We start from the raw sequence: 13,841 nt of genomic DNA on the forward strand, positions 1-13,841 counted from the left end.
TCTCTTTTCATTACGTGGTACACAACGCGAATCATGCTCGGTACGAGTTACCGCGGGTTTCGGCCGATCCGCGAACGCCCCCGCCCGAACCATACGAACCCGAAGCGGTCGATATTGTGTGACAAGCCTCACTTCCATTCCGCGGTAGGGTATGGGCGGGTCGCCGAAGTTCGCGACGCGGTGCTCTACAAGAAGCCGCACACCATCACGGCCCCCGACTACACGTGGCGGACGACCGACAAGTGGATCAACTTCCCGTGGTCCGTCCAGGGCCCGATCGTGGGAGGGTGAGTCCGTGACACAACACGAGCAGACCGCCGACAAGACGGGCGCGCAGACCACGGTTCGCGACAACGCACCGGGCCGGCGCTATGAGATCACCATCGACGGGACGCCGGACGGCGTCGTCGCCGGTTTCGCCGAGTACCGCGACCGCACCGATCCCGAGACAGGCACCGAGCGGGTCTTCTTCCACACCGAGGTCGCCGAGGAGTTCGGCGGCCGCGGGCTGGCGACGATCCTGGTCCGCCAGGCGCTCGACGACACCCGGTCACGCGGGTTGACCATCGTCGGGGTGTGCCCGCTGGTGGCGGCGTTCCTCGGGAAGCATCCGGAGTACACCGACGCCACGCGGCCGGTGACACCCGATGTTCTCGGTTGGCTCCGACGTCAGCAACCCTGAGGGATCACGCTCACGCCGGAGTGACGGGCCCCGTCGTGTCCACGTCACCGACCGGGGTGGCATCGACGGCGACACCGCCGTTCCGAAGTATTTCCGACCTGCGCATGTGCGAGCCCACATCGACGACGATCGAGGCGACCACCTCGCGGCCCGACGGCAGGATACGGGCGGTCACGCTGCCCTGAACCGCCATCGTCGCCTCGACGGCGGTCAACTCGTTGACGAGCATCCGACGGGCCAGGCTTCCCGGCGAATGTTCGTCGTCGAGGTCGTCCGATGTGTGGTCGTCGAGGCCACCGTCGTCGAGCAACCGCACGGAGACGCCGCGTCGGCGTACCGCCCGCACCGACTCCCCCACCTCCGGCGCATCCCACCCGGGTGCACGGATGGTGTCGCGGAGGTGAGCCTCCGTCAGCCGCACCTCGAGCGCCTCCTCTGAGCCGAACTCGTGTCCGGCGGCGATCCGCTCCAGGATCGGACGGGCGCCGGCGTCGAGTCGTTTGAGCTGTTGTCGACGTTCAGAGGCCGACGCCGTCGTCGCGGCCTCCTCCGCAGCCTGCGCGAACGCCTGTTCCCGGAGGCTGCGGAGGCGGTCGGGCATCGGGATGGCCATCAGCCCGAACAGCGTCGCCAGCACCAGGACCGGATAGCAGAACATGGTGTTGCCGGCCCCGACCGCGTAGCCGATGCCGGTCAGATGCCCGCCGACCGCTGCCAGTCCGGTCGCGCTGAGCGCCCCCACCCAGGCGAACAGCGGCCGACGGTACAGCACCACCATCGCCAGGATGATGGTCATCGCCGAGGTCATGGGTGATGTCTGCACCGTGAGGTACGTGTCGAGCGGCAGGCTCCAAAACGACGTCGTGAGTCCGGCCACCGTGAGCGTCGTCACCGCCAAGGCGGTGCGCCTGGGCAGAGTCGACCTGCCGTATCGCATGAGCATCGATGCGGCTGACACGAACATGACGAAACCCGCCGCCAGCGCGACCCACGTCGCGGCCGATCGGATCTCCCGACCCGCGCCGATGACCGCGACCACGTAGATGCTCGCGAAGATGACGAGTGCCCTGATTAACAGCGGCGAACCGAGTCCGAACAGGTTCAGGGTCGTCGTATCGAGGTCCATCGGGTCCTCCGGCGGCGGTTGCGAGGTCATGGGCGCCTCCACTCGACCGTCACGACCGTGCCCTCTCCAGGCGCGCTGTCGATCTCCGCACTGCCGCCCGGCAGACCGGCCATCCGTGCCCGGATGCCGACTGCGATGCCGAATCGCCGCGGATCGACGAGAGCCGGGTCGAAGCCCACCCCGTTGTCGGCCACGGACACTCGGGCGAAGCCGTCCCTGAATTCGGCGGCGACCTCGCAGCGCGAACCGGCGCCCCCGTGGCGCATCCAGTTCCGGGTCGCCTCGGCCACGCAGTCGACCATGTCCGCTACCACCTGCGCCGGATAGCTCGCCGCGGGTGAGGCGATCACGTGTGTACACGACGCGCGGTCGCTCATCGCGACGACAGCGTCCTCAGTACGGGAGGAGAACGTCGCGGCGGTGAACTCCGACGGCGGCACGGTGCTGCGGTCCAGTTCCGCGAGCGCCGACACCGCCTGCGCCGCGAGGCGCGGATCCGGCGGCCCCCGGCGCACCGCCAGGAGGGTGGCGATCACGTGATCGTGGATTAGCGCGTCGAACCGGGAGCGCTCCGCCTCCTGCGCCGCGTTCGCCGCGGCGCGGGCGGTCATCGCCAGGACGGCGGGATGCCGCTCATCGAGGGCACGGACGTTTCGTACCGCGGACACGGCCACCGCCAGGAACACCCCGGCGAGCGCCGCCGACAGCGGCACACTCAACAGTTCAGCCGGCCGGAGCTCACCGTAGCGGGCGATCTGATTCGCCACGTGAACGGCGAAGGTCGCAACGACGAGATTCGTCACCGCCATGCCGGTGCGGAGCATGACGACCAGCCCGAAGCTCGACACCGAGGGGAACTGGAACAACCACACCGCCCAGCGGGCCTCCTCGTCCGGTTCACCGAGCCAGGCCGGGAACCACAGCAGCGTCGCGACGAGATAGCCCAGGGCGCAGGCACACACGAGTGTCAACAAAGCCCGCGGGACGGTCAGGAAGGTGGAAGCCACCAACAAGGTCGCCGGCAGGACGACCAGCACCAGACTCACCGGCGTCCACCACGCGGCCGCGAGATCTGCCCGGGCGATCGCCACCGGGAACATCACGGCACAGAACGCGAGCAACCCGGAACCGACGAACCGGCAGCCGATCCTCTTCTGCCGGTCGAGATCCGATGCGTCCTCTCGGATACCGCGACCGAGGTCTCGGCGGAGGCGATCGATCAACTCCGCCATAAGGTCCGTCCCGCCTGACCCACGCCGCGCGTCGACCCCCGTCATCGCGCGAACCGTTTGTCCCGCAGTGGGGAAGGATCGCGAATGTCAACGATCGTGAACCCGACCAACGCCACCCGATCATCGGTGTCGACCCCCACCGACGCCAGGGTTTCCCGTCCCGGGGGGTGAATGCGCACGGTCACGCGGCCGCTCTCGGCGTCCGCGAGCAACTCGGCGATCGCCGCACCGAGACGCTCTCGCGCGAGGGCGGCTTCCTCCTCGGCGAGGACGGACAGGCCGCCGTCGTCGAGGAGTACCACCCTGACGCCGCGCTGCCGCGCACGCCAGGCCGCGTCCCGCACCTCTGGCACGTCCAGGCCGGACGCGCGGATGCCGTCTCTGAGCTGTGCCTCGATGAGTCGGGCGACGGCCACCTCCTCGACACTGAATCGACGCCCCTCGGCGATCCAGGTGAGGATCGGGCGGGCTCGTTCATCGAGTGCCGCCAGTCGCCGGTCCCGTACCTCGGCCGCCGCGGCTGCTGCGGCGTCTGCTGCGACCTGCCGTTCATTCGCCGCGCGCAGGGCGTAGATCTGCCGCGCCATCGGGCGCAGCATCAGTGAGAACAGCGAACCCATGATCATGATGGCGTAGCCGGGAAGTGTGATCGACACGCCGTACTCGGATCCGACCCCGCTGACCTGTCCCCACACCGCGGCGACGACTGTGATCGCCGCGCTCGCGAGCCACGCCGCGAGCGGTCGGCCGCGAACCGCGAGGAGGGCTAGGACGATCACCGATGCGCCCATCGGCGGCCCGGACTGAATCGCCTCGGTCACCGGGAACGGCAACGCGAACAACGTCGCAGCGACCGCGGCGACCGCGAGTGCCGCAACGACGACGGTGATCGGAGTCGGCAACGGGTCGCCCGGGGCATCGAGCAGGGCGACACCGGCGACGAGGAACAGGACGAATCCCGCAGTAAGCCCAGCCCACTGCCACGTCGCGAGGGATTCGGAGAAATTGGCGCAGACCGTCAACATCACGTAACTGGCCGCGAATACCGCCATCATCACCCGCAATGGCCGAGAACCGATCCCGAAAGCGTTGACGACCGCTCCTCGGTCGTCCACGCGCGCGACCGAGTCGCGGTCGCACGTCACGGCCGCTCCCAGGTGATCGACACGGTGGTGCCCCTGCCGGGCCGGCTGCTCACATGCGCCCGACCGCCCGGAATACGTGCCAGGCGCCCGCGGATACTGACCACGATCCCCAGCCGGCCGGGCGCCACGGAGCCGGGGTCGAAACCGGTGCCGTTGTCGACGACCGCCATGCTCAACGAGTCGGGCGCGATGTGCACGATTGCGGCGCAGTCGGCGTCCGGACCCGCGTGACGAAGCACGTTTCGCAGAGCCTCCGACATCGCTTCGACGACCGCGTCGACGACCTCGGCCGGGTACACGATCAGTCCGTCGTCGGTCTCGTCCATCACGACTTCGACGTCGAACCGCTCCGAGATGTCGGCGGCCGCGGAGCGCATGCGCCGGATCGCGTCCCGCGCCGACCCGGCGACCGGCTCCGTCGGCGTGGGCACCCGGGCCAGCTCTTCGAGCGCAGAGCGCGCCTGCGCGGCGAGCCGGGCGTCGGGCCGGCCCGGTTCGACCGCGAGCAGCGATGCGATCACCCGGTCGTGGACGATGGCGTCGATACGAGCCTGTTCGACGTCGCGCGCCGACGTCGCCGCAGCGTTTGCGGCCGCGCGATACGTGGCCTCTCGCGTCTCGTCCAACATGCGTCCGGTGCGGATCGCCACCAGCACGACAGAGAGGAACACGCCGGTGAACACGAACGACCAGACGATCTCCAAGGCCAGATCGGCGTTGACGGCACCGAAGCGTCCGAGTTGCTGGGAGATGTTGGCGACGAGTGAAGACACCGCCAGACTGATCAGCCCCAGTCGGGTGTGGATGAGCATCAGCACCATGCTCGGCATCCCGCAGAACGCGATCATCCACTGCGCGGAATCTCCCGGATCCGCCAGCGACGTGCCGTTCCAGGCCACGAACCAGAGGGCGACGCCGAGGAGATAACCGCCCCACGTGGTCAGCGCCAGCGGTCCCAGCCACGCCGTACCCGGTCGGAAACTGGCCAGGATCAGCAGGATTCCCGGTCCGACAGACAGGAGGATGCTCACCGGCGGCCACCACGGGGCCGTCAGCGGAGCGGCCGCGACGATCTGGGTGATCGAGACGAGTGGGTAGCCGATGAAACCGAGTCCGAGGAAGCGGGCACCGACGCGTCGGACACGATCGAGATCCTGCTCGGCCGAGTCGGATTCGAACACCCGACGCATCCACGCCGGATGGTCCATCGGGGTGTCGGTCAGAGATGCATCGGTCGCGGCCATCAGGTCAACCCTCACACCCACCGGTGACGCGGTCAATCCATCGGGGGAACCAACGGGAACGGCGGACTCACCCGGCACGCCGAACGGCCCGTCCCCCTCGAAAGGGGAACGGGCCGTTCGGGTGTAGAGCTCGCTGGGAGTCGGCTTACTTGGCCTTCTCCAGCACCTCGACCAGACGCCAGTGCTTGGTCGCCGACAGCGGGCGGGTCTCCATGATCCGCACGCGGTCACCGACGCCGGCATCGCCGTTCTCGTCGTGTGCCTTGACCTTGCTCGTGGTCCGGATGATCTTCTTGTAGAGCGGGTGGCTCTTACGATCTTCCAGCTCGACCACGATGGTCTTCTGCATCTTGTCGCTGACCACGTAGCCGATCCGCTCCTTGCGGCGGTTACGCTCGGCAGCCTGGGTTTCGGTCACTTTCTGGTCCTCACTCATGCGTCTTCACCTTCCGGTCCCGACGCCAGGCCCAGCTCACGCTCACGCATGACGGTGTAGATACGTGCGATCTCGCGACGCACGGTGCGCAGACGGCGGTTGTTGTCGAGCTGGCCGGTGGCCATCTGGAAACGAAGGTTGAAGAGCTCTTCCTTCGACTCCTTCAGGCGGTCGACCAGATCGGCGTCGTTGAGCTCGCGCAGCTCGTTCGCAGCAACTCCGAGAGACATCAGAACTGCTCCTCTCGTGTCACGATCCGGGTCTTGATGGGGAGCTTGTGCTGTGCGCGGCGCAGGGCCTCGCGAGCGATCTCCTCATTCGGGTAGGTCATCTCGAACAGCACGCGACCCGGCTTGACCGGGGCGACCCACCACTCGGGCGAACCCTTACCCGAACCCATGCGGGTTTCGGCCGGCTTCTTGGTGAGCGGGCGGTCCGGGAAGATGTTGATCCAGACCTTGCCGCCACGCTTGATGTGCCGGTTGATCGCGATACGAGCGGACTCGATCTGACGGTTGGTGATGTACGCGCCTTCCAGAGCCTGGATGCCGTAATCGCCGAACGTCACCTTGGTGCCGCCCTTGGCCTGCCCCTTGAGGCTGGGGTGATGCTGCTTGCGGTGCTTGACCCGACGTGGGATCAACATGGCCTAGCCCTCCTGCTTCTCAGCCGCACCAGCAGTGGCCTCGGCAGGAGCGGCCTCGGCCGCGCGAGCGGCGTCGGTGCTCGTCGCAGTGGTGCCCGAGGCACCGCTACGCCGGGGCCGGCTGGGCCGGCGCGGACGGCGATCCTCGGCTGCCGGAGCGGCCGCAGCCAGCTCGCGACGTCCACCGACGATGTCGCCCTTGTAGATCCACACCTTCACGCCGATACGGCCGAAGGTGGTCTTGGCTTCGTAGAGTCCGTAGTCGATGTCGGCGCGCAGCGTGTGCAGCGGCACGCGTCCCTCGCGGTAGAACTCACTGCGGCTCATCTCAGCGCCGCCCAGACGACCCGAGCACTGGACCCGGATACCCTTCACGTTCGGCTGACGCATCGCCGACTGGATCGCCTTGCGCATCGCGCGGCGGAACGCCACACGGTTGCTCAGCTGCTCGGCGACGCCCTGGGCCACCAGCTGGGCCTCGGACTCTGCGTTCTTGACCTCGAGGATGTTCAGCTGGACCTGCTTACCGGTCAGCTTCTCCAGGTCGCCGCGGATGCGATCGGCCTCGGCGCCACGGCGACCGATGACGATGCCCGGTCGCGCGGTGTGGATGTCGACGCGAACCCGGTCCCGGGTGCGCTCGATCTCCACCTTCGCGATGCCGGCGCGCTCGAGCCCCGTCGAGAGGAGCTTGCGGATCGCGACATCTTCCTTGACGTAGTCCGCGTACTGCTTGTCGGCGTACCACCGCGACTTCCAGTCGGTGGTGATGCCCAGACGGAAGCCGTGCGGGTTGATTTTCTGGCCCACTACTAGGCTCCCTTCTTCTTCGGCTGACGCGAACGGCCACGGCCGCCGGCTGCCTTCTCCGGCAGGCTCTCCACGACCACGGTGATGTGGCTGGTGCGCTTGCGGATACGGAATGCGCGGCCCTGGGCACGCGGCTGGAAGCGCTTGAGGGTCGGGCCCTCGTCGGCGAACGCGGTGGCGACGACCAGGGTCCGGCGATCCAGATCCAGGTTGTTCTCTGCGTTGGCGACAGCGCTGGCCAGCACCTTGTACACGGGCTCGGACGCCGACTGCGGGGCGAACCGCAGGATGTCCAGGGCCTCGTCCACGTTCTTCCCGCGGATGAGGTCCAGCACGCGGCGGGCCTTCATCGGCGTGACGCGAACGAACTTCGCGGTGGCCTTGGCGGTCGGATTATCGGTCTGCGTAGTCATCAGCGGCGCTTCGCTTTCCGGTCATCCTTGATGTGACCCTTGAAGGTGCGGGTGGGGGCGAACTCGCCCAGCTTGTGACCGACCATCGAGTCCGAGATGAACACCGGCACATGCTTGCGTCCGTCGTGGACGGCAAAGGTGTGACCGATGAAGTCGGGAATGATGGTCGAACGGCGGGACCAGGTCTTGATGACCTGCTTGGTTCCCTTTTCGTTCTGAACGTCCACCTTCTTCAGGAGGTGGTCGTCGACGAACGGGCCCTTCTTGAGGCTGCGTGGCATTCTCTTACCTCCTCCTGTTATCGCTTGTTCTTGCCGGTGCGACGGCGACGGACGATCAGCTTGTCGCTGGCCTTGTTCTTGCGGGTGCGGCCCTCGGGCTTACCCCACGGCGAGACCGGGTGGCGACCACCGGAGGTCTTGCCCTCACCACCACCATGCGGGTGGTCAACCGGGTTCATGACGACACCGCGGACGGTCGGGCGCTTGCCCTTCCAGCGCATACGGCCGGCCTTGCCCCAGTTGATGTTGCTCTGCTCGGCGTTGCCCACCTCGCCGACGGTTGCGCGGCAACGCACGTCGACACGACGGATCTCGCCGGAAGGCATACGCAGCGTGGCGTAGGCGCCTTCCTTACCGAGCAGCTGGATCGACGCGCCGGCGCTACGTGCCATCTTGGCGCCACCGCCCGGGCGCAGCTCCACAGCGTGGACCTGGGTACCGGTCGGGATGTTGCGCAGCGGCAGGTTGTTGCCGGGCTTGATGTCGGCGGCCGGACCGCTCTCGACGATGTCGCCCTGCTTCAGGTTCTTCGGCGCGATGATGTAGCGCTTCTCGCCGTCGACGTAGTGCAGCAGCGCGATGCGCGCGGTGCGGTTGGGGTCGTACTCGATGTGAGCGACCTTGGCGTTGATGCCGTCCTTGTCGTTACGACGGAAGTCGATCAGACGGTAGGCACGCTTGTGGCCGCCACCCTTGTGACGAGTGGTGATGCGGCCGTGAGCGTTTCGGCCACCGCGCCCGTGGAGCGGACGCACCAGCGACTTCTCCGGATGGTCACGGGTGACCTCGGCGAAGTCGGAGCCGCTGGCCCCGCGACGACCCGGGGTCGTCGGCTTGTACTTACGAATAGCCATGAGTCTCAGTCCTTCTCTGAAGCCCCGGTCAGCTGACCGAGCCTCCGAAGATCTCGATGGGCTTGCTGTCTGCGGTCAGCGACACGATGGCGCGCTTGGTGGACTTGCGCTGGCCGTAGCCGGAGCGGGTCCGCTTGCGCTTGCCCTGTCGGTTCGCGGTGTTGACGCTGGCAACCTTCACACCGAAGATCTTCTCGATCGCGATCTTGATCTCGGTCTTGTTGGACTCCGGGTGCACCAGGAAGGTGTACACGTTGTCCTCCATGAGTCCGTAGGACTTCTCGGAGATCACGGGCGCCAGGATGATGTCGCGCGGATCGGCAACGGTCGTCATGTCAGGCCTCCTCTGCTGTCTTCTCGACGGCAGCCTTGGCATCCGCCGTGTTCTGCTCGATGAAGGCATTGAGCGTCTCGACGCTGAACACGACTTCGTCCGAATCCAGGACGTCGTAGGTGTTGAGCTGATCGGGAGCGATCGGGAGCACGTTGTCCAGGTTCGCCACGCTCTTCCACGCCGTCAGGTCCTCGCGGCCGAGAACGACCAGGAACTTGCGACGATCGGAGAGGCTCTCCAGGAACTCGCGAGCCGACTTGGTCGAGGGGGCCTGCCCCGCAACCAGTTCGGTGATCACGTGAATGCGCTCGTTGCGAGCGCGGTCGCTCAGGGCACCGCGCAGGGCGGCGGCCTTCATCTTCTTGGGGGTGCGCTGGCTGTAGTCACGCGGCTGCTGGCCGTGGACGGTGCCGCCGCCGGTGAACTGCGGTGCACGGGTCGAACCCTGACGCGCACGGCCGGTGCCCTTCTGGCGGTACGGCTTGGCGCCACCGCCACGGACCTCGCCGCGGGTCTTGGTCGAGTGCGTGCCCTGGCGAGCCGCGGCCTGCTGGGCCACGACGACCTGGTGCATCAGCGCGATGTTGGCGGGAGCGTCGAAGAGCGCGGCCGGCAGGTCAACGGTTCCGTTGGTCTTGCCGTCGGCGGTCTTGACGTCCAGCGTCAACTTGGTCGTGGTCTCGGTGCTCACTACTTCGCACCACCCTTCACTGCGTCGCGGACCACCACGATGCCGCCCTTGCGACCCGGGATCGCTCCCTTGATCAGCAGCAGACCGGCCTCGGCGTCCACCTTGTGGACGGTGAGGTTCTGCGTGGTCACCTTGTCGTTACCCATACGACCGGCCATGCGCATGCCCTTGAACACGCGACCCGGGGTGGCGCAGCCACCGATCGAGCCCGGTGCGCGGTGCACGCGGTGAGCGCCGTGGCTGGCGCCCAGACCGGCGAAGCCGTGGCGCTTCATGACGCCGGCGAAACCCTTGCCCTTCGAGGTGCCCGTGACGTCGACCAGCGCGCCGTCGGCGAAGATCTCGGCGGTCAGTTCCTGACCGATCTCGAACTCGCTGACGTCGTTGACGCGGATCTCGGCCAGGTGACGGCGCGGGGTGACCCCGGCCTTCTCGTACTGGCCGGCGACCGGCTTGGTCACCTTGCGGGGATCGATGGCACCGTAGGCGAGCTGGACGGCGGTGTAGCCGTCACGGTCCTGCGTACGGAGCTGGGTGATCACGTTCGGGCCGGCCTGGATGACCGTGACCGGAACGACGCGGTTGTTCTCGTCGAAAACCTGGGTCATGCCGAGCTTGGTGCCCAGGATGCCCTTGGATGAACTCTGGTTGCTCATGATTTATCTCGCCCCCGTCCTACTGGATGTTGACGTCGACACTTGCCGGCAGGTCGATGCGCATGAGCGCGTCGACCGTCTTCGGGGTCGGGTCGAGGATGTCGATGAGTCGCTTGTGTGTACGCATCTCGAAATGTTCGCGGCTGTCCTTGTACTTGTGCGGCGAACGGATGACGCAGTACACGTTCTTCTCGGTGGGCAACGGCACCGGGCCAACGACACGTGCACCCGTACGGGTCACGGTCTCCACGATCTTGCGCGCCGAAGCGTCGATCGCCTCGTGGTCGTAGGCCTTGAGCCTGATGCGGATCTTCTGTCCCGCCACGCTGTGTCCTCTTCCGTCAGTTGTTCTCGACAGACAAACACCGCGTGACCAGGGGCAGGCTCTCGCCGGCTGAGCACATGACCACCGTGTGAGATACGGCAATCGACGCTGTTCATCTGTCGTTGTACGTTGGCTCGTCGCTGGTACGAGCCGGTTTGCTCCGGCACCCGCGGTCGGGCGTGTCGAGTCCGTGAACCTGATTCGGAGCACGCGTTACACGCCCAGTCCCCGTAAACCGGGCCTGGGAGTCATTCACCTGACGGCTTCCGCGGTGTCGGCACAGAGTGCGACCTGCGTCCGCCGGTCAAGGCAACCCGACAAGTATGCAACAGAGCCGGTGCCGATTCAAATCCGGCTTGGTCACACCCCTGCTCCTGGCGATCGCTCACCGAATCCGTTCCCGCTCACCCCTGCCTGCAGGCTGAGCGGGAACGGACATCGTGAGCGCGCGCGGGCGCACCTAACTGACCGGTGAGTAAGATACGCGCATGGCTGCACTCAACCCCACCTTCGCCCTGCGCAAGAAACTCCCCGCCAACCCGCTCGGCAACGTGCTCTTCTCGCTCGGCATGGTCGCGAAGGTCCCCTACTTCGGCACCGTCCTCCCCCTGGTCCAGGAGATGGAGCCCGGGTACTGCAAGGTCACCGCACCCAACTGGTTCGGCGTGCACAACCACATCGGCACCTTCCACGCGATCGCTGCCTGCAACCTCGCCGAAGCTGCGATGGGCATGCTGATGGAGGCCACCACCCCGACCACACACCGATGGATCCCGAAGGCGATGCAGACGAGCTACCTGACCAAGGCGACCACGCGGCTGACCGCCGAAGCGCGTCTCGCCGACCCCGTCGACTTCGGCGCCATCACCACTGGGACCGACGTCACGGTGTCGGTGAGCATCGTCGACACCAAGGGCGTCGAGGTCGTCCACTGCGACATCACCACCTGGGTGACGCCGAAGTAGCGGTCTCTGCTCGACGTCTCTGTACTCGCAACTGCCGGATCAGGACCCCTACCACCGAGACGAGGACCCACAGCAGCGGCGCCCAGGCATAGCAGGACATTCCGTACCAAGCAGAGACGACGACCAGGCCCTCGGCGGCGCTCGTCGTCGCGGTGTCGGCCGCGACAACATAGGTCCATCCCCAGAACGCTACGAAAACCAGGTAGCTCAACGGCAAGCAAACGACCGCGAGCCTGAGTGAGTACGGGCGGAACCATCGTCGGATCAATTACCGCCCACCTTCACGTCGTGGTGCCCCGGCAGGTGCATCAGGGGACCCCACGGGTCGGTCGGGTCCGGCATATGACCGTAGACCTGTGTCGGAACTCCAGAGTCGGAGTCTGCGTAGACCTCCCAGGCTGGATAGTTGGTGAGCTGACCTTCCAATCTTGGCTCCACACCGTCGTATGGTTCTGCAACCAGGGTTCCTCGCACGCTGGCCCCCACCGTGCTCGAAGCCCACTTGCCAACTTCCTGGTCGTAGAACGGACATTGTATATGCGCCCGACGCCACGCCTACGTGTCCATCCACAAGCGTTCCGGGTGCAACGTACGAACAGCCCCCCGCTCCACCGGTGACGGTCACCCCGAAGTAGCTACCGGTAGCAGGCCGGCCACCCTGCCGATCGCACCGTCTCCGCCGAACAATAGGTCGCGCGCGGATAGTAAGGACCCATCGTCGACGCCGGCGGTGCGCCCGAGTCCTGAGATGCCTGTACCGATCGCGGATAGAACTGCGGCGACGGCAGCATGTGGCGCAGGAACACGATCTTGCGCTCGACGGAGGTGGTCCCCCACGGAATCACCGTCAGATCCGACGACGCGACCTGTTGGGGCGTCAGGTCCGCGGGCGCCGCGATCACGTAAGTGTAGTAACCGTCCGCGTCGAGTCGGGTCTGGAAGTCGGCCGCGCACGCCACCACCGGGTAGGGGGTGACCTTGTCGTTCTGGCACATCGACCAGTACCGCACCTGGAGACCGGGGGTGGCCGGCGACTGGCCGGCACGGCTGTCGGGGAACGTCGGCGCCTTGCCGCGGATGACGGCCACGCGGCCGGGACGGTAGGTCAGAGGGGATCCGACGTACTTGTTGTCGCCGTTGGGGAAGAGTCCCGCGGTCGTCGCCGGGTTGGTGAAGGTGACCTCGGCCGCGTTGTCGGGGAACGACGCCGCTGCGGCCCGCTCGATGAAGTCGTCGAAGACACGCGTGAGAGCCGCGGCGATCGGTCCCTGGTACCGCCGGGGGTTGAACGGCTGCGCGCACGGCTGCAGCGGAATCGACTGCCCGCCGACGGAGAAGGTGACCGTCGGCAAGGTGACACCACCGTTCGGCGAGGCGGCGTCGTCGGGCACGTAGATCCGGACGAGCAGGAATCCGACGGGGGCCTGTTGTCCGGCGGGCAACCCCCGGATCTCGTTCCGCGAGTGGTCGGCGGCACCGGAGACGACCGTCGCATGCCAGCGCCGCTCGGCCGGCGCAGGCATGGCCACGGGAGCGACATAGGGGTTGATGCTGCCCGGGTCAGGTCGGATGGCGTCGTCACGCAGGGTGTCGACGGTGTCGAGATCCGTCCCGTAGGTATTGAGTGAGAAATACCGGGCGGCCGGGAAGGTCCCCGACAAACGGATCGAATCCCCCGGACCGAGGGCGTAGGGCAGCACCCAGTAGGTCGCATTGGCGTCGGGAAAGGCGACGTTGAGGTCGGTGCTGTTGGACATCAGCTGCCACGCGCATCCCGGGCCGGGTGCATAGCCCTGCGGGGCTGCCGATGCCGGAGCCGGCACCATACCGGCCACCACCGTGAGCACCGTGCCGATGACGGCACCGGCGAGCGCTCGAATCACAACATGGACCTGTGCTGACATTGGTCTTTCCCTCCGCCGTGGAGATAGTAGCCAGAGGTCACCTGTGTGTCGGGCCGATTGCACGACACCGTCTCGGCCTGCCACCCGGCGGGGATGC

At 66.9% G+C, this 13,841-nt stretch carries 18 protein-coding genes and 1 pseudogene; 3 read left to right on the forward strand and 16 right to left on the reverse strand.

Annotated elements, in window-relative coordinates; translation table 11 throughout:
* Window positions 1-153: 153 nt before the first annotated feature.
* A pseudogene (locus tag GAA2_RS23260) lies at window positions 154-291 on the forward strand (phosphoribosyltransferase); the annotation flags it as partial.
* A 4-nt stretch (window positions 292-295) separates the two neighbouring features.
* A complete protein-coding gene (locus tag GAA2_RS18270; RefSeq protein ID WP_075864017.1) occupies window positions 296-682 on the forward strand; it encodes a GNAT family N-acetyltransferase in 387 nt (128 codons plus the stop codon).
* Window positions 683-692: 10 nt separating this feature from the next.
* Here the strand turns inward: GAA2_RS18270 and GAA2_RS18275 are convergent, their stop codons facing one another.
* The 15 genes from GAA2_RS18275 to rpsJ form a co-directional block, all read right to left on the reverse strand.
* Entirely contained in the window at window positions 693-1,838 is a 1,146-nt protein-coding gene (locus GAA2_RS18275) for a hypothetical protein (RefSeq protein WP_075864016.1), read from the reverse strand.
* Entirely contained in the window at window positions 1,835-3,040 is a 1,206-nt protein-coding gene (locus GAA2_RS18280; protein WP_230461830.1) for a sensor histidine kinase, read from the reverse strand. The genes GAA2_RS18275 and GAA2_RS18280 overlap by 4 nt, the downstream gene beginning before the upstream one ends.
* A 41-nt stretch (window positions 3,041-3,081) precedes the next feature.
* Window positions 3,082-4,185: a hypothetical protein gene (locus GAA2_RS18285; RefSeq protein WP_155225492.1), complete on the reverse strand. Its 1,104-nt coding sequence runs from the start codon at window positions 4,183-4,185 to the stop codon at window positions 3,082-3,084.
* The gene (locus tag GAA2_RS18290) at window positions 4,182-5,429 is read right to left on the reverse strand and encodes a sensor histidine kinase (RefSeq protein ID WP_155225493.1); all 1,248 of its coding nucleotides are present in this window, start codon (window positions 5,427-5,429) and stop codon (window positions 4,182-4,184) included. The genes GAA2_RS18285 and GAA2_RS18290 overlap by 4 nt, the downstream gene beginning before the upstream one ends.
* Before the next feature lie 145 nt (window positions 5,430-5,574).
* Window positions 5,575-5,865 carry a 30S ribosomal protein S17 gene (gene rpsQ / locus GAA2_RS18295; protein WP_006360249.1) on the reverse strand — a complete coding sequence of 97 codons (291 nt, stop codon included), beginning with the start codon at window positions 5,863-5,865 and terminating at the stop codon, window positions 5,575-5,577.
* Complete coding sequence (gene rpmC, locus GAA2_RS18300; RefSeq protein WP_005194647.1) at window positions 5,862-6,095, reverse strand: 50S ribosomal protein L29; 234 nt, start codon at window positions 6,093-6,095, stop codon at window positions 5,862-5,864. Before rpmC ends, rpsQ begins: the two co-directional genes overlap by 4 nt.
* On the reverse strand, window positions 6,095-6,511 hold the full coding sequence (gene rplP / locus GAA2_RS18305) for a 50S ribosomal protein L16 (protein ID WP_004020548.1): 417 nt from the start codon (window positions 6,509-6,511) through the stop codon (window positions 6,095-6,097). Before rplP ends, rpmC begins: the two co-directional genes overlap by 1 nt.
* A gap of 3 nt (window positions 6,512-6,514) precedes the next feature.
* On the reverse strand, window positions 6,515-7,321 hold the full coding sequence (gene rpsC / locus GAA2_RS18310) for a 30S ribosomal protein S3 (protein ID WP_004020549.1): 807 nt from the start codon (window positions 7,319-7,321) through the stop codon (window positions 6,515-6,517).
* Window positions 7,322-7,323: 2 nt separating this feature from the next.
* Window positions 7,324-7,734, reverse strand: a complete 411-nt coding sequence (gene rplV / locus GAA2_RS18315) for a 50S ribosomal protein L22 (RefSeq protein ID WP_005194644.1) — start codon at window positions 7,732-7,734, stop codon at window positions 7,324-7,326.
* Window positions 7,734-8,015 (reverse strand): 30S ribosomal protein S19, encoded by a 282-nt coding sequence (gene rpsS, locus GAA2_RS18320; protein WP_004020551.1) that lies wholly within the window; start codon window positions 8,013-8,015, stop codon window positions 7,734-7,736. Before rpsS ends, rplV begins: the two co-directional genes overlap by 1 nt.
* Before the next feature lie 17 nt (window positions 8,016-8,032).
* Window positions 8,033-8,869, reverse strand: coding sequence for a 50S ribosomal protein L2 (gene rplB, locus GAA2_RS18325; protein ID WP_005194639.1), 837 nt, complete (start codon window positions 8,867-8,869; stop codon window positions 8,033-8,035).
* A 28-nt stretch (window positions 8,870-8,897) separates the two neighbouring features.
* Window positions 8,898-9,203 carry a 50S ribosomal protein L23 gene (gene rplW / locus GAA2_RS18330; RefSeq protein WP_005194638.1) on the reverse strand — a complete coding sequence of 102 codons (306 nt, stop codon included), beginning with the start codon at window positions 9,201-9,203 and terminating at the stop codon, window positions 8,898-8,900.
* Between the two features lies 1 nt (window position 9,204).
* Complete coding sequence (gene rplD, locus GAA2_RS18335; RefSeq protein WP_191834501.1) at window positions 9,205-9,894, reverse strand: 50S ribosomal protein L4; 690 nt, start codon at window positions 9,892-9,894, stop codon at window positions 9,205-9,207.
* Window positions 9,894-10,550: a 50S ribosomal protein L3 gene (gene rplC / locus GAA2_RS18340; protein WP_005194633.1), complete on the reverse strand. Its 657-nt coding sequence runs from the start codon at window positions 10,548-10,550 to the stop codon at window positions 9,894-9,896. Before rplC ends, rplD begins: the two co-directional genes overlap by 1 nt.
* Window positions 10,551-10,569: 19 nt before the next feature.
* Entirely contained in the window at window positions 10,570-10,875 is a 306-nt protein-coding gene (rpsJ, locus tag GAA2_RS18345) for a 30S ribosomal protein S10 (protein WP_003938093.1), read from the reverse strand.
* 488 nt (window positions 10,876-11,363) lie between these two features.
* Here rpsJ and GAA2_RS18350 point away from each other — a divergent pair, with 488 nt between their 5' ends.
* Window positions 11,364-11,840: a hotdog fold domain-containing protein gene (locus GAA2_RS18350; RefSeq protein WP_024497680.1), complete on the forward strand. Its 477-nt coding sequence runs from the start codon at window positions 11,364-11,366 to the stop codon at window positions 11,838-11,840.
* A 635-nt stretch (window positions 11,841-12,475) separates the two neighbouring features.
* Here the strand turns inward: GAA2_RS18350 and GAA2_RS18355 are convergent.
* Window positions 12,476-13,744: a hypothetical protein gene (locus GAA2_RS18355; protein WP_159404921.1), complete on the reverse strand. Its 1,269-nt coding sequence runs from the start codon at window positions 13,742-13,744 to the stop codon at window positions 12,476-12,478.
* Window positions 13,745-13,841: the final 97 nt, after the last annotated feature.

It is taken from the genome of Gordonia ajococcus (genome assembly GCF_012974285.1).
GTDB classification, from domain to species: domain Bacteria; phylum Actinomycetota; class Actinomycetes; order Mycobacteriales; family Mycobacteriaceae; genus Gordonia; species Gordonia amicalis.

Coding starts and splice junctions, on each gene's coding strand:
- GAA2_RS18275 (WP_075864016.1), bottom strand. CDS start 1,838: ATGACCTCGCAACCGCCGCCGGAGGACCCGATGGACCTCGATACGACG.
- GAA2_RS18280 (WP_230461830.1), bottom strand. CDS start 3,040: ATGGCGGAGTTGATCGATCGCCTCCGCCGAGACCTCGGTCGCGGTATC.
- GAA2_RS18290 (WP_155225493.1), bottom strand. CDS start 5,429: ATGGCCGCGACCGATGCATCTCTGACCGACACCCCGATGGACCATCCG.
- rpsQ (WP_006360249.1), bottom strand. CDS start 5,865: ATGAGTGAGGACCAGAAAGTGACCGAAACCCAGGCTGCCGAGCGTAAC.
- rpmC (WP_005194647.1), bottom strand. CDS start 6,095: ATGTCTCTCGGAGTTGCTGCGAACGAGCTGCGCGAGCTCAACGACGCC.
- rplP (WP_004020548.1), bottom strand. CDS start 6,511: ATGTTGATCCCACGTCGGGTCAAGCACCGCAAGCAGCATCACCCCAGC.
- rplV (WP_005194644.1), bottom strand. CDS start 7,734: ATGACTACGCAGACCGATAATCCGACCGCCAAGGCCACCGCGAAGTTC.
- rpsS (WP_004020551.1), bottom strand. CDS start 8,015: ATGCCACGCAGCCTCAAGAAGGGCCCGTTCGTCGACGACCACCTCCTG.
- rplB (WP_005194639.1), bottom strand. CDS start 8,869: ATGGCTATTCGTAAGTACAAGCCGACGACCCCGGGTCGTCGCGGGGCC.
- rplW (WP_005194638.1), bottom strand. CDS start 9,203: ATGACGACCGTTGCCGATCCGCGCGACATCATCCTGGCGCCCGTGATC.
- rplC (WP_005194633.1), bottom strand. CDS start 10,550: ATGAGCAACCAGAGTTCATCCAAGGGCATCCTGGGCACCAAGCTCGGC.
- GAA2_RS18350 (WP_024497680.1), top strand. CDS start 11,364: ATGGCTGCACTCAACCCCACCTTCGCCCTGCGCAAGAAACTCCCCGCC.
- GAA2_RS18355 (WP_159404921.1), bottom strand. CDS start 13,744: ATGTCAGCACAGGTCCATGTTGTGATTCGAGCGCTCGCCGGTGCCGTC.